The sequence below is a fragment of the Kitasatospora viridis genome, from assembly GCF_007829815.1.
GTDB classification, from domain to species: domain Bacteria; phylum Actinomycetota; class Actinomycetes; order Streptomycetales; family Streptomycetaceae; genus Kitasatospora; species Kitasatospora viridis.
This window is the reverse complement of the sequence record NZ_VIWT01000001.1, coordinates 4,736,149-4,754,185: the sequence shown is the minus strand read 5'-3', so window position 1 is coordinate 4,754,185 and position 18,037 is coordinate 4,736,149. Positions and strand designations below refer to the sequence as shown.

Sequence of the window (18,037 nt, the reverse complement as noted above, 5' to 3'; positions counted from 1 at the left end):
CTGTCGTGGTCCATATGCCCCACGGGTCTGGCCGTCATGCGTTCTGGCTTTACCCAGATCATACGGTCCGACCGTGGGATCCGGGGCGGGCTGGGATCCGTCGTGTCCGACACATCCGGCCCGTCCCCGCACCGGTGCAACGCTCCCAGGGGCCGTGAAGTTTCCGTCCGGTCTCAGCCGAGCCGGGCCAGCAGGTGCAGCTGGGTGGCGACGGCGTGGAAGGAGGGCTCGGCGGCGGCCGTCTCCTCCAGCTTCAGCAGCGCCTCCAGGGCGCCCGGCTCGGTGTCCACCAGCACCCCGGGCACCAGGTCGGCGAAGACCCGCACCCCGTGCACCGACTCCACCCGCAGCCCGGCCGAGCCGGCCAGCTCGTGCAGCTCGTCCCCGGTGAAGCGGCGCGGCATCGGGTCGCCGGCGCCCCAGCGTCCGTCCGGCGCGCCGAGCACGGTGCGGGCCTCGTCGAAGTGGCCGGCCAGCGCCCGGGCCAGCACCGCGCCGTTGCGGTTCGCGGCCAGCAGGCTGACCAGCCCGCCCTTGTGCAGCGTCGCGGTCAGGTGGCCGAGCGCCTCGGCCGGGTCGTCCACCACCTCCAGGACGCCGTGGCAGAGCACCGCGTCCACCGAGGCGGGGGCGATCACCTCGGGCAGCGTCTGGGTGTCCCCCTGCACCGCCCGCACCAGGTCGGTCACCCCGGCCTCGGCGGCCCGGCGCTCCAGCGCGAAGAGCGCGTCGGGGCTGGGGTCGACCACGGTCACCCGGTGGCCGAGCCGGGCCACCGGCACGGCGAAGTTGCCGGTGCCGCCGCCGGTGTCGAGCACGTCGAGGACGGGCTGGTCCAACTCGGCGGCCCGGCGCTCCAGTGCCGTTCGGACCACCTCCCAGACCACGGCGGTGCGCAGGGCGCTGCGGGGGCGCGAGGGGTACACGAGCGGGCTCCTCAGGAGGCGGACGGACCAGACCCCCTCACCCTATTGCCTGCCGGATCGAGCACCCGGTGCACCGAGCGCAGGAAGAGGGCGGCGTTGCGGATCAGGTCGTCCGCGTCGCGGGCCGAGGCGGCGCCCCGCACCCCCGCCTCGGCGGCCGCCCGCTTGCCCGCCCCGGCGGCGAAGTAGACAGCCCACTCGGCGAGTTCGGGCGCCACCTCGGGCAGCACCTCCCAGGCGCTGCGGATCGCCTTGCGGCGGCGCGGGTTCTTCTCCGGCCGGCCGCGCACCGCGAGCACCGCGGCGGTGGTGCGCAGCGCGGCCAGGTGCGCGGTGGCGTACCGCTCCAGCGGGTCCTCGGCGGCGTCGGCGGCCAGCAGCGTGCGCTCGGCCTGGGCCAGCAGGTCGCGGGCGGCGGGCGGGGTGCCGGCCCGCAGCAGCACGGGGTGCACGTCCACCGCGTTGAGCGGGATCTGCTCGGGCACGCGCGGGTCCTGGGAGGAGGGACGGTTGTCGGCCGGCGTTTGGTCTGGCTGTGGGAGTTCTGTGACGGTCATGGTCGGTACTCCCCCGAATCCGGAGCAGGTCGCGGACGGCCGGTCGGCCACCCGCCTGCCATGCTCGCGCGCGGCACTGACAACGGGGCCCGGCGGTTAGGATCACCCGCTGTGGCACGGATCGTCATCATCGGAGCAGGCATCAGCGGGCTGGCCGCGGCGGCGCGGCTGGGCACCCTCGGACACCGGGTGACGGTCTGTGAGGCCGCCCCCGGGCCGGGCGGGATGGTCGGCCGCCTCCAGCGGGACGGCTTCTCCTTCGACACCGGCCCGACCCTGCTGAGCCTGCCGGCGGTCTACCGCGACCTGGCGTTGAAGACCGGCAAGGAGCCGCTGGAGCAGCTGGTCGGGCTCACCCCGGTGGATCCGGAGAGCCACCACCTGTTCGCCGACGGCACCGCGCTGACCCTGCCGAACGCCTCCCGGGGCGGGGTGGCCCGGGCGCTGGACGGGGCGCTCGGCGCGGGGGCCGGGGAGCGCTGGGCGGCGGTGATGAACCGCGGCCGGGCGGTCTGGGAGGCCACCCGGCGCCCGCTGTTGGAGGAGCCGCTGCCGGCCGACACCGCCCCGCTCGGCACCGACCCCTACCCCGCGCCGAGGCACGGCCTGGCCCGGCTGCTCGGCGGCCGGGCCCGGCCGACGCTGATCGAGGTGGCCGAGCGCGAGCTGGGCGGCGATCCGCGGCTGACCGCGCTGCTCACCGAGTGCGCGCTGCGCTTCGGCCTGGACCCGCGCCGCGCCCCGGCCGGCGCCACCGTGCTGCCCTACGTGGAGCAGACCTTCGGCGTCTGGGCGGTCCGCGGCGGCCTGCGCACCCTGGTGGACGTGCTGGTGGCGCGCTGCGAGCAGCGCGGGGTGGAGTTCCGGTACGGCGCCCGGGTCAGTCCCGAGGACTTCCCCGACGCGGAGCTGGTGCTGCGCCCCGAGCCGGCGGCGGCCGCGCTGCCCGGCCGGTTCAGCGTGCTGCTGGCGCTGCGCGGCCCGCGCCCGGCCGGCACCCCGCAGCGCACCGTGGTGCACACCCCGCGGCCGCGCGAGGAGTTCGCCGCGCTGTTCGACGCCCCGGCGCCCCACGAGCTGCCGACCGTGCAGGTGCTGCGGCCTGACGACCCGTCGGCGGTGCCGGACGAGCGGCACGAAACGGCGGTGCTGACCTGCACCGTGCCCTCGCAGGCCGAAGTGGACTGGACCGCCCCCGGGGTGGCCGAGGCGTTCGCCGACCGGATGCTCGCCCGGCTGCACGCGGCCGGCCTGGACCTCGGCGACCGGGTGCTCTGGCGGCAGCTGCGCACCCCCGCCGACACCGAGCGGGAGACCCTCTCCCCCGGCGGCGCGGTGGCCAGCCCGGCCCTGGCCGGCCTGGGCGGGGCGTTCCTGCAGCCCGCGAACGAGACCGGCGAGCCGGGCCGCTACCGGCTGGGCCAGGCGGCGCACCCGGGCGGCGGGCTGGCCCGGGCCGGCATGTCGGCCTGCGTGGTGGCGGGGCTGGTCGGACCGGCCTGACGGCCGCCGCCGGGGCGGCTACTGCCAGCCGCCGTGCCAGCCGGCGTCGGTCTGCTGCGGGTACTCGGGCTGCACCTGGGGCTGGGGCTGCGGCTGGTAGTACTCGTGCGACTGCTGCTGCGGGATGTCGTAGCCGCCCTGGTACTGGTTCGGGTCGTAGGCCGGCTGCTGCTGCCACTGCTGCTGGTCCTGCCCGGGGTAGTACTCCTGGTAGCCCTGGTACTGCGGCTGCTGCTGCGGCTGCTGGTACTGGTTCGGGTCGTAGTAGCCGTAGCCCTGCTGCTGCTGCTGCGAGTAGTCGTACTGGACTTGCTGCGACTGCTGCTGCTCCTGGCCGTAGCCGTAGGGGTCGGCGGTGTCGTAGATCCCGTAGTCGCCGTCGTCCTCGGGGAGCACCGGTTCGGGGAGCGGTTCGGCGGTGGCCGCCGGCTCCTCTATCGGGCCGACCTCGCCGATCCGGTCGCGTTCGACGACCACCTCGGGGGCCGGGTCGCCGCTGGTCGCGGCGGCCAGCAGCGGCACCTTGGCGAGCGGCCCGGGCAGCGCGCCGTCCGAGCCGCGCAGCGACCAGGCGGTGGTCTTCCCGGCCTTGACGGCGAGGGTGACCAGCAGCTGCCCGGCCGCGAAGCCGAGCGCGCCGATGCCGATCAGCACCACGGTGTGCGCCGCCATCCCGACCACCACCAGCAGGAAGGCGCCGAGTGCGAGCCCCCGCCAGTGCAGTGGGGCGCGGCTCTGCAGCAGCAGCTCGGCCACCAGCCAGAGCGCGACCACGGCGAGGGCCGCGTACAACACCAGCATCCCGATGCCCATCGGCGTCCTCCAGCACGTGCCCAGCGCGTGCGGCGACTGTACCGGGTCCGCGTTCGCGGCCCCACATCACGGGCTCAGCTGCTGTGCAGACCGAGGTTCTGGTAGATCTGCAGGGTCGCCGTGGAACCGTTGAGGGTGATGAAGTGCAGACCCGGAGCGCCCTCGGAGAGCAGCTGCTCGCTCATCGCGGTGGCGTGCTCCATGCCGATCTCGCGCAGCGCCGCCGGGTCGTCGATCACGGCGGTGAGCCGGGCCTCCAGGTCGGGCGGGAACGGCGCGCCGCTGAGCTGCGGGAAGCGGACCAGCTGCTTGGCGTTGGTCACCGGCATGATCTCCGGGATGATCGGCACGTCGCAGCCGGCCGCGACCACCCGGTCGCGCAGCCGCAGGTAGTCCTCCACCTCGAAGAACATCTGGGTGATCGCGTAGTCGGCGCCGGCCCGCACCTTGGCGACGAAGTGCCGGATGTCGTCGTCCCAGTCGGTGGAGCGCGGGTGCATGTTCGGCGAGGCGGCCACGCCCACGCAGAAGTCGCCGATGTCCTTGATCAGCTCGACCAGTTCGTAGGCGTAGGTGAGCCCCTGCGGGTGGGTGACCCACTCGCCGGTCGGATCGCCCGGCGGGTCGCCGCGCACGGCGAGGACGTTGCGCACGCCCTGGTCGGCATACTGGCCGATGATGTTGCGCAGTTCGGCCACCGAGTGGTCCACCGCGGTCAGGTGGGCGACCGGGGTCAGCGTGGTCTCGGTGGCGATCCGGCCGACCATGTTGACCGTGCGGCCGCGGGTCGAGCCGCCGGCACCGTAGGTCATGCAGACGAAGTTCGGGTTCAGCGGCTCCAGGCGCCGGATCGCGTCCCAGAGCTTCTGCTCGGCGGTCTCGCTGCGCGGGGGCATGAACTCGAAGGAGAACGACCGCCGGCCGGCCGCCAGCAACTCGCGGACGGTGGCTGCGTGGTCCGTTCTGGTGGAGGGGACGCCGAGTGCCATGCCCGCAGGTTAGCGGCCGGAGCAGGCCGACGGACAAACCTTGTCCAGAAACTGAGACCGATTGTCCAAATGGCCCGTCGGTTAACCTGATCACCATCCCATTGACCACGGAGGGCTCCTGTGACCCCGCCCAGCCCCACCCCCGTGCTGCCCCTCGACGTCGAGGCAGTGCGCACCCGGGTGGACGCCGCGCTCGCCCGGTTCATGGCCGGCCAGCACGAGCTGCTCAGCGCCATCTCCCCGGACCTGGTCGCTGCCGCCGACGCGCTGCGCGACTTCCTGCTGGACGGCGGCAAGCGGCTGCGCCCGGCCTTCTGCTACTGGGGCTGGCGCGGTGCCGGCGGCCCGGCCGACAGCGACGGCATCACCGGGGCCGCCGCCGCGCTGGAGCTGCTGCAGGCCAGCGCCCTGGTGCACGACGACCTGATGGACCGCAGCGACACCCGCCGTGGCCTGCCCTCGGTGCACCGCCGGTTCGAGGCGCTGCACCGCGACCAGGGCTGGCGCGGCGACCGCGAACAGTTCGGCGCGGCCGCCGCGGTGCTGCTCGGCGACCTGCTGCTGATCTGGTGCGACGAGCTGTTCGTGCGCTGCGGCCTGGCGCCCGCCGCGGTGCTGGCCGCCAAGCCGGTCTTCGACCTGATGCGCACCGAGGTGATGGCCGGCCAGTACCTGGACGTGCTGGAGCCGGTGGCCGGCGACTCCACCGACGACCGGGCGCTGGCCCGGGCGCAGACCGTGCTGCACTACAAGTCGGCCAAGTACACGATCGAGCGTCCGCTCCAGGTCGGCGCCCGGCTGGCCGGCGCGAGCGAGGCCCTGGTCGCCGCCTACGGCGCGTTCGGCCTGCCGCTCGGCGAGGCCTTCCAGCTCCGCGACGACCTGCTCGGCGTCTTCGGCGACCCGGCGGTCACCGGCAAGCCGGCCGGCGACGACCTGCGCGAGGGCAAGCGCACCCTGCTGGTGGCGCTGGCGCTGCGCGGCCTCGGCCCGGCCGACGCGGCCCGGCTGGACCAGCGGCTCGGCGCGCCCGGCCTGACCCCGGCCGACGTGGCCGAACTCGCCGCCCTGGTGGCCCGCAGCGGCGCGCCCGAGCAGGTGGAGCAGCGGATCGACCGGCTGATGGCCGAGTCGCTGGCCGCGCTGGACTCCGCCCCGCTGGCCGACGAGGCGGCCCGGGAGACGCTGCGGGTGCTGGCCGAGGCGGCCACCGTCCGGCGGTACTGACGGGAACGGGCTGACGGCGGGTCATCCGACCCGCCGTCAGCCCGTCAGCCCGTCCGCCGTCAGTGCGTCAGTGCGTCAGTCAGTCCATCGAACGGACCCGCCGGGCCAGCTCGGCCGCCGCGGCGCCCGGGTCCTCGGCCGCGGTGATCGCCCGGACCACCACCACCCGGCGGGCGCCCGCCTCCAGCACCTGGTCCAGGTTGCCCAGGTCGATGCCGCCGATCGCGAACCAGGGCCGGTCGCCGCCCAGCCGCGCCGCGTACTCCACCAGCTCCAGGCCCGGCGCGTGGCGCCCGGGCTTGGTCGGGGTCGGCCAGACCGGCCCGGTGCAGAAGTAGTCCACCCCGGGCTCCACGGCGGCCGCGGCCACCTCGGACTCGGCGTGGCAGGACCGGCCGATCACCGGGTCGGCCCCGATGATCGCCCGGGCGGCCGGCACCGGCAGGTCGTCCTGCCCCAGGTGCAGCACCTGGGGGCGGGCGGCGTGCGCGACGTCGGCGCGGTCGTTGACCGCGAACAGCTTGCCGTGCCGGGCCGCGGCGGCCGCGAACACCTCCAGGTACTCCAGCTCCTGCTTGGCCTCCAGCCCCTTGTCCCGCAGCTGGACGATGTCCACGCCGCCGGCCAGCACCGCGTCCAGGAACTCCGGCAGGTCGCCCTGCTCGCGCCGGGCGTCGGTGCACAGGTAGAGGCGGGCGTCGGCCAGCTTGGCCCGGTGCTCCTGGCCCGCCGTCACAGCGAGAGCGCCTGGGCCCGGCGCTTCACCTCGGTGCCCCGGTCCTCCACCAGCGCCTGGATCGGGCTGCCCGGCAGCGAGGGGTCCTCGGTGAAGAGCCACTCAAGGATCTCCTCGTCGCTGAACCGCCCGTCCCGCAGCACGGTCACGGTGCCGACCAGGTGCTTGACCGGGCCGTCGTCGGCGATGAACGCGGCCGGCACCTGGAGCGACTTGTTCGGGCCCCGGCGGACCGCGATCAGCTTGTGGTCCTTGACCATCTGGCGGACCTCGGTGACCAGCACACCCCAGCGCTCGGAGATGTCCGGGAGGTAGAGCCATTCCGGAACGAGCTGTTCAATCGTCGATTGCGTCTCACTACTCACGGGACCAGCCTGCCACTTATCCGGCCGCGCTCGCACCAACCGCCGACTTCAGCGGCACCTCGGGGTCGGCGACGAGCGCCGGATCGACCGGGGTGGCCTTCTCCACCAGCCTGCGGCCCTGGGCCAGGTCGCGCGGGCGGTCCACGGTGAGCAGCGCGCTGAGCGCGCCGTCCCGCAGCCACAGCGCCGTCCAGGCCGGCGAGTCCGGCGAGCCGCGCCAGAGCAGCCGGTCGCCCTCCCGGTGCCGGCCGACGTACTGCACCATCCGCCCGAACTGCTCGGACCAGAAGTAGGGCACCGGGTCGTACGGCTGGTCGGCGCCGAGCAGCCCGGCGGCCACCGCCCGGCCGGACTGCAGCGCGTGGTCCCAGTGCTGCACGGTGACCCGCCCGCCGGAGCGGGAGGACGGGTAGCTGACGCAGTCGCCGGCCGCCCAGACGCCGGGCAGCGAGGTGCGCAGCCGGTCGTCCACGACGACCGCGCCGGCGCCGTCCAGCTCGATGCCGCTGCCGGCCAGCCAGCGGGTGTCCGGGCGGGCGCCGATGCCCACCACCACGAGGTCCGCGGGCAGTTCGGTGCCGTCGGCCAGCCGGACGCCGTGCGCGCCGACGGCGGCGACCTTCGCGCCGAGCCGCAGCGCCACCCCGGCCTCGGCGTACCAGCGGGCCATCGGCTCGGTCAGCTCGGCGGGCAGCGCGCCGGCCAGCGGCGATCCGGCGCCCTCCAGCACCGTCACCTCGCAGCCCAGCGCGCGGGCGGCGGTGGCGGTCTCGGCCCCGATCCAGCCGGCGCCGACCAGCACCAGCCGCAGCCCGGGCCGCAGCTCGGCCCGCAGCGCGAGCGAGTCGTCGACGGTGCGCAGCACCCGGACCGGGCCCGGCAGGGCGATCGGCGCGGCGCCGGTGGCGATCACCAGCTGGTCGTAGCCGACCGGGCCCTGGTCGGTGAGCACCTCGTCACCCGTGAGCCCGGTGGCGGTGCGGCCCAGCAGGAACCGGACGCCCAGCCGGTCCCAGTCCAGGTCGAAGGCGGTGGAGTCGGAGCGGCCGAGGAGGACGTCCTTGGAGAGCGGAGGCCGGTCGTAGGGGCGGTGCGGCTCGGCGCCGACCAGCACCACCTGCCCGGTCCAGCCGCCCTCCCGGAGCGCGATCGCGCACTGTGCCCCCGCCAGTCCGGCGCCGATGATCACTGCTCGCTGATCAGTCATCGGGCCACTGTAGCGAGCGCTCCGGTCCGGCCCGTGAACGGTGGCTTCAGCCCACCGGTGACCCGGCGTTATGGTGGGGGCATCCTCACGGGAGCCCGGCGCACCGGGCTGAGAGGCGGGCTGCGGCGGCCTGCGACCGTCCGAACCTGATCCGGGTCATTCCGGCGAAGGGAGAACGTGCTTTGGCACGCACCGAAGCGCCCGACGTCCTGGTGATCGGCGGTGGCATCGTCGGCCTCGCGGTCGCCTGGCGGGCCCGGCAGCGCGGCCTGTCGGTCACCGTGCTCGACCCCGACCACGGCGGCGGCGCCGCCCGGGTGGCGGCCGGCATGCTCGCGCCCGTCACCGAGCTCCAGTACGGCGAGGAGCCCCTGCTGCACCTGGGCATCGCATCCAACGTCCGCTACGCCGACTTCTGCGCCGAGCTCTCCGAGGCCGCCGGGCAGGACACCGGCTACCGCGCCACCGGCACCCTCGCGGTGGCGCTGGACGCCGACGACAAGGCCGAGCTCGGCGAGCTGCACGCCTTCCACCAGCGGCTCGGCCTGGCCTCCGAGTGGATCACCGGCCGCGAGGCCCGCAAGCTCGAACCCATGCTGGCCCCGGGGGTGCGCGGCGGCCTGCACGTGGCCGACGACCACCAGGTGAACCCGCGCCTGCTGCTCACCGCCCTGGTCGCCGCCTGCGAGAAGGCGGGGGTCGTGCTGCACCGGGCCGCCGCCGCCGAGCTGCTGGTCGAGGGCGACCGGGCCGCCGGCGTCCGGACGAGCACCGGCGAGCACCTGACGGCCGGTCAGACCGTGCTGGCCGCCGGCCCCCGCAGCCACCTGCTGCCCGGCCTGCCGGCGGACGTGCTGCCGCCGGTCCGCCCGGTCAAGGGCCAGATCCTGCGGCTGCGCATGCCCACCGCCCACGGCCCCTTCCTGAACCGCAACGTGCGCGCCGTGGTCCGCGGCGGACACCTCTACCTGGTGCCCCGGGCCGACGGCGAGCTGGTGATCGGCGCCACCACCGAGGAGCAGGGCTACGACACCACGGTCACCGCCGGCGGCGTCTACGAGCTGCTCCGGGACGCCCACGAGCTGGTGCCCGGGATCACCGAACTGCCGCTGGTGGAGACCTCGGCCGGACTGCGCCCCGGCTCCCCCGACAACGCCCCGCTGCTCGGCCCCACCGCCCTGCCCGGCCTGCTCGCCGCCACCGGCCACTACCGCAACGGCGTGCTGCTCACCCCGGTGACCGCCGACCTGATCGCCGAGACCCTGGCCACCGGCGCCGTCCCCGCCCTCGCCGCCCCCTTCTCCCCCAGCCGCTTCGCCAGGAGCCCCCGATGAGCCAGATCCCCTTGACCGTCAACGGCGAGCCGCGCGAGGTGGCCGCCGAGTGGACCCTCGCCGAGCTGGTCGCCGAGCTGAGCAAGGCCCCCTCCGGGGTGGCCGCCGCCCTCAACGAGACGGTGGTGCCGCGCGGCTCCTGGCCGGGCACCCGGCTGACCGCCGGCGACCGGGTGGAGATCCTCACCGCCGTGCAGGGGGGCTGACATGGCTGACGACCCCTTCGTCATCGGTGACACCGCCTTCACCTCCCGCCTGATCATGGGCACCGGCGGCGCACCCAGCCTGGACGTGCTGGAGCAGGCCCTGCAGGTCTCCGGCACCGAGCTGACCACGGTGGCGATGCGCCGGGTGAACCCGGACACCCAGGGCTCGGTGCTGGACGTGCTGACCCGCAACGGCATCCGGGTGCTGCCCAACACGGCCGGCTGCTTCACCGCCGGCGAGGCCGTGCTGACCGCCCGGCTGGCCCGCGAGGCGCTCGGCACCTCCTGGGTGAAGCTGGAGGTGATCGCCGACGAGCGGACCCTGCTGCCCGACCCGATCGAGCTGCTGGACGCCGCCGAGACCCTGGTGGACGACGGCTTCACGGTGCTGCCCTACACCAACGACGACCCGGTGCTGGCCCGCAAGCTGGAGGACGTCGGCTGCGCGGCGATCATGCCGCTGGGCTCGCCGATCGGCTCCGGCCTGGGCATCCGCAACCCGCACAACTTCCAGCTGATCGTGGAGTCCGCGGGCGTGCCGGTGGTGCTGGACGCCGGCGCGGGCACCGCCTCCGACGTGGCGCTGGCCATGGAGCTGGGCTGCTCGGCGGTGATGCTGGCCTCCGCGGTCACCCGGGCCCAGCACCCGGTGCTGATGGCGGACGCGATGCGCCGGGCGGTGGAGGCCGGCCGGCTGGCCCACCGGGCCGGGCGGATCCCGCGCCGGTTCCACGCCGAGGCCTCCTCGGCGATGGCCGGCCGCGCCGACCTGGACCACCGGGAGCGGCCCGCCTTCTGACGGACCGCCGGGCCGTGGTGCACAACCATGACAGGTGCTACACCCAACCGTGCCCGGGGCACCCCTAGACTCCTCGGGTGGACATGACGGTGAACGACGGCCTGATCGGCACGCTCCTCGACAACCGGTACCTGGTCGAGGAGCGGATCGCCGTGGGCGGCATGGCCACGGTCTACCGGGGCACCGACACCCGGCTGGACCGGGTGGTGGCGCTGAAGGTGATGCACCCCCAGTTCGCCGGCGACCCGGAGTTCGCCGAGCGGTTCATCCGCGAGGCCAAGGCGGTGGCCAGGCTCTCGCACCCCAACGTGGTCAACGTCTTCGACCAGAACGCCGACGGCGGCATCGCCTTCCTGGCCATGGAGTACGTGCCCGGCCGCACCCTGCGCGAGGTGCTGGCGGACCGCGGCGCCTTCTCGGTGCGGGCCGCGCTGGACGTGCTGGAGCCGGTGCTGGCCGCGCTCGGCGCCGCGCACCGGGCGCACCTGGTGCACCGGGACGTGAAGCCGGAGAACGTGCTGATCACCGACGGCGGCCTGGTCAAGGTGGCCGACTTCGGGCTGGTCCGGGTGATCTCGGGCGCGGACTCCTCGGTGACCACCACCTCCACCCCCGGTGTGATCATGGGCACCGTCTCCTACCTGGCACCCGAGCAGATCCAGCCGAACGGCCCGACCGACCAGCGGGTGGACGTCTACGCGGCCGGCATCCTGCTCTACGAACTGCTCACCGGCAGCAAGCCGTTCACCGGCGAGAACCCGATGCAGGTGATCTACCGCCACCTGGAGGAGGACGTCCCGGCGCCGTCCCGCGCGGTGCCCGGGCTGGCGCCCCAGCTGGACTCGATAGTCGCCTCGGCCACCGCCCGCGACCGGGAGGCCCGACCGTGGGACGCGGTCGAGCTGCTCGCCGCGCTGCAGCGGTTGCGCCGCTCCCTGACGCCGGCTCAGCTGGACGCCGAGCCGCCCGCCTCCACCCGCTCCGCGCCCCGGTTCGGCGCCGCCGAGGCCACCTCGGTGCTGCCGGCCGTGGACAACCCGACGACGGTGCTGACGCCGGTCCGGCCGGCGCCCGGCGCCGCGGACCGCCTGCTGCCCCTGCGGCCCTACGACGAGCCGCCCGCCCCCCGCCCGGCCCGGCCGGCCCGCTCGCCCAAGGCCCGCCGCCGGCTGATCTGGAGCGCGGTGCTGGCCGCCCTGGTCGCGGTCGTGGCCACCACCACCTACCTGCTGTCCGGCGCCGTCTACGGCACCGTGCCCGGCGTGCTCGGCCAGACCCAGGCCCAGGCGGTGAGCACCCTGAAGGGGGCCGGGCTGCACGGCAGCTTCAGCCAGGCGTTCAGCGAGACGGTGCCGTCCGGCCAGGTGGTCAGCAGCGATCCCGGGGTGGGCCAGAAGGTCCGCAAGAGCGACCCGGTCAAGGTGGTGGTCTCCAAGGGCCCCGAGCGGATCACCGTGCCCGACCTGTCCGGCAAGCCGCTGGACCAGGCGAAGCAGCAGCTCACCGCGGCCCACCTGACCCCGGGCGACACCAGCCAGGACTTCAGCTCCTCGGTGCCGGCCGGCTCGGTGATCTCCACCAGTCCGGCGGCCGGCCAGCAGTTGGCGGTGAACACCCCGGTCTCGCTGGTGGTCAGCGAGGGCGCCAAGCCGGTGCAGGTGCCGAACGTGGTCGGCCAGTCGGCGGACCAGGCGCAGGCCGCGCTGATCGGCGCCGGCTTCCAGACGGCGCTGGGCAACGACCAGTCCTACTCGGACACCGTGCCGGCCGGCTCGGTCGCCGCGCAGTCGCCGACGGGCCCGGCCGCGCCGGGCAGCACCGTGACGCTGACCCTGTCCAAGGGCCCGCAGCCGGTGCAGGTGCCGAGCGTGACCGGGATGAGCGAGTCGGACGCCACCAACGCGCTGACCGCCGCCGGCTTCAAGGTGCACAGCACGGGGCTGAACTTCTTCGGCCTGAGCAGCGTCTCCGGCCAGTCCCCGACCGCGGGCACCATGGCGCCCAAGGGCAGCACGGTGACGATCAAGTTCTGACGGCCCGTCGGGGCGGCCGGCTCAGCTGAGCGGGCCGTCCCCCGGCTCCTCCTGGTGGGCGTAGCGCTGCTCGCGCCAGGGGTCGGCCAGGTTGTGGTAGCCGCGCTCCTCCCAGAAGCCGCGCCGGTCGGCGGTCATGTACTCCACCGCCCGGACCCACTTGGGGCCCTTCCAGGCGTACCGGCCGGGCACGATCAGCCGCACCGGGAAGCCGTGCTCGGCGGTGAGCGGCTCGCCGTCGTGGTGGGTGGCGAGGACGGTCCGGGGGTCGGCGAACTCGGCCAGCGGGAGGTTGGCGCTGTAGCCGTACTCGGCCCAGACCATCACGTGGGTGACCTCGGGGGCCGGCGGCGCCAGGTCCAGCACGGTGCCGGCGGCGACCCCGCCCCACTCGCTGTCGAGCATGGAGAACCGGGTCACGCAGTGGAAGTCGGCCCGCACCGTGGTGCGCGGCAGCCGGTGGAACTCCTCGAAGCCCCAGCTGTGCTTGTCGCCCGAGGCGGTGGCGCCGAACACCTGGAGGTCCCAGGTCAGCGGCTTGAAGCGGGGCACCGGTCCGTAGTGCAGCACCGGCCAGCCGCGCTGCAGCCGCTGGCCCGGGGGGAGCCTCGGGTCGGACGGCTGCTGCGGTTCCGGCACGGACTGACCCATGGCTCCCATGGTGACAGACGGCGGTCGCCGATCGCCGCGCGCCCCTTGGCGGTGACGTGCGCCCCCCGTTCGCCGGAGTCGGCGGTAAATCGGGCAATCCGACACCAACCCGGGTGAGTGTGAACTTACTGGAACTATCACCCGCAGCGGTGCCAGGATGCGTCCAACCAGAGTCCGGCGCAGGCAGGAAGGCAGTACCCCATGAAGGGCGACCCCGAGGTCATCGAGTTCCTCAACGAGCAGCTCACCGCCGAGCTGACCGCCATCAACCAGTACTTCCTGCACGCGAAGATGCAGGAGAACTTCGGCTGGACCAAGCTCGCCCGGTACACCCGGCACGAGTCCTTCGACGAGATGAAGCACGCCGAGGTGCTCACCGACCGGATCCTGCTGCTCGACGGACTGCCCAACTACCAGCGGCTGTTCCACGTCCGGATCGGCCAGACGGTCAAGGAGATGTTCGAGGCCGACCGGCAGGTCGAGGTCGAGGCGATCGACCGGCTGCGCCGCGGCATCGTGGTGATGCGGGCCAAGAACGACATCACCTCGGCCAACGTGTTCGAGGCGATCCTGGCCGACGAGGAGAACCACATCGACTACCTGGACACCCAGTTGGCACTGGTCGAGAAGCTCGGCGAGGCGCTCTACCTGTCCACCCTGGTCGAGCAGCCCGAGGAGAGCTGACTCAGGCGGTCCGCCGGGCCCGGGCGGCGGGCAGCGGCTCCGGTGCGTTCACCTCGGGATCGGCCAGCCCCAGCTTGGCGGCCAGCCGGGCCGTCGGGCACGGGCGGCCGCCGTGCTCCCCGAGCAGCGCCTGGATCCGCCGGACGCAGGAGCCGCAGTCGGTGCCGGCCCCACAGCCCTGGGCTATCCGCCGGGGCGAGTCGGCCCCCTGGTCGATCGCCCGCTTCACCTGGTCCTCGGTGACCGCATGGCACATGCACACGTACATCGCGGGCTCTCCCAGGGTGGTGCGGGGCGCTCTGCGCCGGTCAGCTAAGGCTTACCTTACCCGGCGTTCCCGGGATGCGAGAAGGCCCTGCCCCGCGGAGGGGACAGGGCCTTCGTCACATCACCGAACGGGCCGGTCTCAGAGCTCGCGGTACATCTCGGCGACCAGGAACGCCAGGTCCAGCGACTGGCTGCGGTTCAGCCGCGGGTCGCAGGCCGTCTCGTAGCGCTGGTGCAGGTCGTCGACCAGCACCTCGTCGCCGCCGCCGACGCACTCGGTCACGTCGTCGCCGGTCAGCTCCACGTGGATGCCGCCCGGGTGGGTGCCGAGCGCCCGGTGCACCTCGAAGAAGCCCTTGACCTCGTCCAGCACGTCGTCGAACCGGCGGGTCTTGTGCCCGGTCTCCGCCTCGAAGGTGTTGCCGTGCATCGGGTCGCAGATCCACACCGGCTGGGCGCCGGAGGCGGTGACCTTCTCCAGCAGCAGCGGCAGGTGGTCGCGGACCTTGCCCGCGCCCATCCGGGTGATGAAGGTCAGCCGGCCCGGCTCGCGGTCCGGGTCGAGCCGCTCGATCAGGGTCAGCGCCTCGTCGACCGTGGTGGTCGGGCCGAGCTTGACGCCGATCGGGTTGCGCACCTTCGAGGCGAACTCGATGTGCGCGTGGTCCAGCTGCCGGGTGCGCTCGCCGATCCAGACCATGTGGCCGGAGACGTCGTAGAGCTCGCCGGTGCGGGAGTCCACCCGGGTCATCGCGGTCTCGTAGTCGAGCACCAGCGCCTCGTGCGAGGAGTAGAACTCGACCGTCTTGAACTCCTCCGGGGCCACCCCGCAGGCGTTCATGAAGGACAGCGCCTTGTCGATCTCCTTGGCCAGGCGCTCGTAGCGCTGGCCGGCCGGGGAGTTGCGCACGAAGTCCTGGTTCCAGGCGTGCACCTGGCGCAGGTCGGCGTACCCGCCGGTGGTGAAGGCGCGGACCAGGTTCAGCGTGGAGGCGGAGGCGTGGTACATCCGCTTCAGCCGCTCCGGGTCGGGGCGGCGGGACTCGGGGGTGAACTCGAAGCCGTTCACCGAGTCGCCGCGGTAGACCGGGAGCGTGACGCCGTCGCGGGTCTCGGTCGACTTGGAGCGCGGCTTGGAGTACTGGCCGGCGATCCGGCCGACCTTGACCACCGGCACCGAGGCCGCATAGGTGAGCACGGCGGCCATCTGGAGCAGGGTCTTCAGCTTGTTCCGGATGTGGTCCGCCGAGACGCCGTCGAAGGCCTCGGCGCAGTCGCCGCCCTGCAACAGGAAGGCCTCACCACGGGCCACGGCAGCGAGCCGGGCGCGCAGCTGGTCGCACTCGCCGGCGAAGACGAGCGGGGGATACGAGGTGAGCTCGGCAAGGGCGGAGCGCAGCGCCTCGGGATCCGGCCATTCAGGCTGCTGCGCCGCGGGCAGGGACTGCCAGGTGTGGAGATTCGATGCGGTCACGTAGCCAGGCTACGGGGTGCGCCGACCGAAACACGTCCCCTGATCGGCTAGTGAGACAAGAGCTGGACAATTCTTGTGGAGCCGTTCGAGGAGGGAGCAGATCCGCTATCGTCCTTCCCGTGACCGCGCCGCACACCTTCTCCTGGTGGTGGACCATCCCCCGAGGTGGCCCACTGCTCGCGCGTTCCTAAAGACGACACGACGGCCGCCCTCGGGCGGCCGTCGGCGTTCCCGCCCGCGTCCCGCCCGGTGGAGCAGCCCTGTTCCCTCGGAAAGAGGCCGCACGTGACCAGCACCCCCGGCACCGCCGACCTGCTCGCCCGCCTCACCGCGCCCGGCGCGCCAGCCTTCGCCCTGCTGCACCGCCGCACCCCGCGGCTCGCCCCCGGCACCGTCGAGCTGCTGATCGGCGAGGTGGGCCGGTACGACACGCTCGCCGAGCTGCCGCTGCCGACCGGCGCGCCGGCCGACGGTCGGCCCCGGCACGACCTGCTCGCCCTGGTGCCCTACCGGCAGATCCGCGAGCGCGGCTTCCGGGCGCACGACGACGGCACGCCGCTGCAGGCACTCGCCGTCACCGAGCAGTACGCCCTGCCGCTGGCCGAGGTGCTGGCCGCGCTGCCCGAGCTGGCGGTGGAGCTGACCGACGGCGGCTTCGACCTGTCCGACGAGCAGTACGCCGAGACGGTCCGGCGGGTGATCGAGGACGAGATCGGGCGCGGCGAGGGCGCCAACTTCGTGATCCGGCGCGACTTCCGGGGCCGGCTGGCGGACTTCTCGCCGGCGCTCGGGCTGAGCCTGTTCCGGCGCCTGCTGGTGCAGGAGCGGGGGGCGTACTGGACCTACCTGGTCAGCACGGGCACGGGGGTCCCCCCGGCCGAAGGCCGGGGGAGGGTGCTGGTCGGCGCCTCGCCGGAGGTCCACGTGCGGCAGAGCGGCGGCACGGTGGTGATGAACCCGATCTCCGGCACCTACCGCTATCCGGCGGGCGGCCCGACCGTCGACGGCTTGCTCGACTTCCTGCGCGACCCCAAGGAGCTGGAGGAGCTCACCATGGTGGTCGACGAGGAGCTGAAGATGATGTGCACCGTCGGCGACCTCGGCGGGCAAGTGCTCGGACCGCGCTTGAAGGAGATGGCCCACCTCGCGCACACCGAGTACGAGCTGCGCGGGCGCACCTCGCTGGACGTCCGCGAGGTGCTGCGGGAGACCATGTTCGCCGCCACCGTGACCGGCAGTCCGCTGCAGAACGCGACCCGGGTGATCGAGCGGTACGAGACCTCGGGGCGCGGCTACTACTCCGGCGCGCTGGCACTGATCGGGCGCTCGGCCGGCGGCGGGCAGCAGCTGGACTCGCCGATCTGCATCCGCACCGCCGACATCGACCCGGCCGACGGCTCGCTGGTGGTGCGGGTCGGCGCCACCCTGGTGCGGCACTCCGACCCGGACTCCGAGGTGGCCGAGACGCACGCCAAGGCCGCCGGGGTGCTGGCCGCGATCGGCGCGCGGCCGGCCCCGCCGCGCCGGCCCGGGGCGGGCGAGGGCCCGCGGCTGGCCGACGACCACCGGGTGCAGAGCTCGCTGGACTCCCGGCGGGCCGGGCTCGCGCCGTTCTGGCTGCGGATGCAGCAGCAGGTCGCGGTGACCGAGGCCGAGCCGACCCTGGTGGTGGACGCCGAGGACACCTTCACCGCGATGCTGGCGCACCTGCTGCGCTCGCTGGGCCACCGGGTGGAGGTGCTGCGGTACGACACGCCCGGGCTGCGGGAGCGGGCGGCGGCGCACCCGGGGCCGCTGGTGCTCGGCCCCGGCCCGGGCGACCCGGCCGACCCGGCGGACCCGAAGATGGCGCTGCTGCGGCCGGTGGTGGCCGATGCGCTGGCGGCCGCGCTGGCCGGCACCCGGCGGGCGCCGCTGCTCGCGGTCTGCCTCAGCCACCAGCTGCTCTGCGGGGCGCTGGGGCTCGGGCTGCACCGCAAGGCGCGGGTCTACCAGGGCGCGCAGGAGACGGTGGACCTGTTCGGCACCGCGCACACGGTCGGCTTCTACAACACGTTCACCGCCCGCGCCTCGGACGCCGACGCGGCCCGCCTCGCCGCGGCGGGCATCGAGCTGGCCCGCGACCCCGCCACCGGGGACGTGCACGCGCTGCGCGGCCCCGGCTTCGCCACCCTGCAGTTCCACCCCGAGTCGGTGCTCACCCACGACGGTCCGGGGCTGCTGACCGCCCTGCTCCGCCCGGCCACCGCCCCGGTGGCCCGCTGAC

General features: G+C 74.2%; 18 protein-coding genes and 1 riboswitch. Of the genes, 8 read left to right on the top strand and 10 right to left on the bottom strand.

Annotation, left to right across the window (positions count from 1 at the left end):
- Nucleotides 1–173: 173 nt before the first annotated feature.
- Both FHX73_RS21455 and FHX73_RS21450 read right to left on the bottom strand, forming a co-directional pair.
- On the bottom strand, nucleotides 174–926 hold the full coding sequence (locus tag FHX73_RS21455) for a methyltransferase domain-containing protein (protein WP_246213634.1): 753 nt from the start codon (nucleotides 924–926) through the stop codon (nucleotides 174–176).
- 11 nt (nucleotides 927–937) lie between these two features.
- Complete coding sequence (locus FHX73_RS21450; protein WP_145906546.1) at nucleotides 938–1,411, bottom strand: SAV_6107 family HEPN domain-containing protein; 474 nt, start codon at nucleotides 1,409–1,411, stop codon at nucleotides 938–940.
- Nucleotides 1,412–1,594: 183 nt separating this feature from the next.
- Here FHX73_RS21450 and FHX73_RS21445 point away from each other — a divergent pair, with 183 nt between their 5' ends.
- Nucleotides 1,595–2,986: a phytoene desaturase family protein gene (locus FHX73_RS21445; protein ID WP_145906545.1), complete on the top strand. Its 1,392-nt coding sequence runs from the start codon at nucleotides 1,595–1,597 to the stop codon at nucleotides 2,984–2,986.
- Between the two features lie 18 nt (nucleotides 2,987–3,004).
- On the opposite strand, the gene FHX73_RS21440 is transcribed toward FHX73_RS21445, so the two are convergent.
- Together FHX73_RS21440 and metF are read right to left on the bottom strand one after the other, a co-directional pair.
- A complete protein-coding gene (locus FHX73_RS21440) occupies nucleotides 3,005–3,799 on the bottom strand; it encodes a hypothetical protein (RefSeq protein WP_145906544.1) in 795 nt (264 codons plus the stop codon).
- Nucleotides 3,800–3,873: 74 nt separating this feature from the next.
- Nucleotides 3,874–4,788, bottom strand: a complete 915-nt coding sequence (gene metF, locus FHX73_RS21435) for a methylenetetrahydrofolate reductase [NAD(P)H] (protein ID WP_145906543.1) — start codon at nucleotides 4,786–4,788, stop codon at nucleotides 3,874–3,876.
- 120 nt (nucleotides 4,789–4,908) lie between these two features.
- Here metF and FHX73_RS21430 point away from each other — a divergent pair, with 120 nt between their 5' ends.
- A complete protein-coding gene (locus FHX73_RS21430) occupies nucleotides 4,909–6,015 on the top strand; it encodes a polyprenyl synthetase family protein (protein ID WP_246213633.1) in 1,107 nt (368 codons plus the stop codon).
- 79 nt (nucleotides 6,016–6,094) lie between these two features.
- Here FHX73_RS21430 and thiE read toward each other — a convergent pair whose 3' ends face one another.
- From thiE to FHX73_RS21415, 3 genes are read right to left on the bottom strand one after another with little or no spacing between them, the layout of a single operon-like run.
- A complete protein-coding gene (gene thiE, locus FHX73_RS21425) occupies nucleotides 6,095–6,751 on the bottom strand; it encodes a thiamine phosphate synthase (RefSeq protein ID WP_145906542.1) in 657 nt (218 codons plus the stop codon).
- Entirely contained in the window at nucleotides 6,748–7,116 is a 369-nt protein-coding gene (locus FHX73_RS21420; protein WP_145906541.1) for an Rv2175c family DNA-binding protein, read from the bottom strand. The genes thiE and FHX73_RS21420 overlap by 4 nt, the downstream gene beginning before the upstream one ends.
- 16 nt (nucleotides 7,117–7,132) lie before the next feature.
- Nucleotides 7,133–8,323 carry an NAD(P)/FAD-dependent oxidoreductase gene (locus tag FHX73_RS21415; RefSeq protein ID WP_145906540.1) on the bottom strand — a complete coding sequence of 397 codons (1,191 nt, stop codon included), beginning with the start codon at nucleotides 8,321–8,323 and terminating at the stop codon, nucleotides 7,133–7,135.
- A gap of 77 nt (nucleotides 8,324–8,400) precedes the next feature.
- A riboswitch (TPP riboswitch) is annotated at nucleotides 8,401–8,513 on the top strand.
- On the opposite strand from FHX73_RS21415, the gene thiO reads away from it, so the two are divergent.
- From thiO to pknB, 4 genes are all read left to right on the top strand, one after another.
- On the top strand, nucleotides 8,506–9,657 hold the full coding sequence (gene thiO / locus FHX73_RS21410) for a glycine oxidase ThiO (RefSeq protein ID WP_145906539.1): 1,152 nt from the start codon (nucleotides 8,506–8,508) through the stop codon (nucleotides 9,655–9,657). (Overlaps the previous riboswitch by 8 nt.)
- Nucleotides 9,654–9,863, top strand: a complete 210-nt coding sequence (gene thiS / locus FHX73_RS21405) for a sulfur carrier protein ThiS (RefSeq protein WP_145906538.1) — start codon at nucleotides 9,654–9,656, stop codon at nucleotides 9,861–9,863. Before thiO ends, thiS begins: the two co-directional genes overlap by 4 nt.
- Nucleotide 9,864: 1 nt before the next feature.
- A complete protein-coding gene (locus FHX73_RS21400; RefSeq protein WP_145906537.1) occupies nucleotides 9,865–10,662 on the top strand; it encodes a thiazole synthase in 798 nt (265 codons plus the stop codon).
- Nucleotides 10,663–10,745: 83 nt separating this feature from the next.
- A complete protein-coding gene (gene pknB, locus FHX73_RS21395) occupies nucleotides 10,746–12,695 on the top strand; it encodes a Stk1 family PASTA domain-containing Ser/Thr kinase (protein ID WP_246213874.1) in 1,950 nt (649 codons plus the stop codon).
- Between the two features lie 21 nt (nucleotides 12,696–12,716).
- On the opposite strand, the gene FHX73_RS21390 is transcribed toward pknB, so the two are convergent.
- Nucleotides 12,717–13,346 carry a sulfite oxidase-like oxidoreductase gene (locus FHX73_RS21390; RefSeq protein ID WP_145906535.1) on the bottom strand — a complete coding sequence of 210 codons (630 nt, stop codon included), beginning with the start codon at nucleotides 13,344–13,346 and terminating at the stop codon, nucleotides 12,717–12,719.
- Nucleotides 13,347–13,547: 201 nt separating this feature from the next.
- Here FHX73_RS21390 and bfr point away from each other — a divergent pair, with 201 nt between their 5' ends.
- On the top strand, nucleotides 13,548–14,030 hold the full coding sequence (gene bfr / locus FHX73_RS21385; protein WP_145906534.1) for a bacterioferritin: 483 nt from the start codon (nucleotides 13,548–13,550) through the stop codon (nucleotides 14,028–14,030).
- A 1-nt stretch (nucleotide 14,031) separates the two neighbouring features.
- On the opposite strand, the gene FHX73_RS21380 is transcribed toward bfr, so the two are convergent.
- Together FHX73_RS21380 and FHX73_RS21375 are read right to left on the bottom strand one after the other, a co-directional pair.
- The gene (locus FHX73_RS21380; RefSeq protein WP_145906533.1) at nucleotides 14,032–14,298 is read right to left on the bottom strand and encodes a (2Fe-2S)-binding protein; all 267 of its coding nucleotides are present in this window, start codon (nucleotides 14,296–14,298) and stop codon (nucleotides 14,032–14,034) included.
- 138 nt (nucleotides 14,299–14,436) lie between these two features.
- A complete protein-coding gene (locus FHX73_RS21375; RefSeq protein WP_145906532.1) occupies nucleotides 14,437–15,771 on the bottom strand; it encodes a class II 3-deoxy-7-phosphoheptulonate synthase in 1,335 nt (444 codons plus the stop codon).
- A 285-nt stretch (nucleotides 15,772–16,056) separates the two neighbouring features.
- On the opposite strand from FHX73_RS21375, the gene FHX73_RS21370 reads away from it, so the two are divergent.
- Nucleotides 16,057–18,036 (top strand): anthranilate synthase family protein, encoded by a 1,980-nt coding sequence (locus FHX73_RS21370; RefSeq protein ID WP_246213632.1) that lies wholly within the window; start codon nucleotides 16,057–16,059, stop codon nucleotides 18,034–18,036.
- The last annotated feature ends 1 nt before the right edge of the window (nucleotide 18,037 follow it).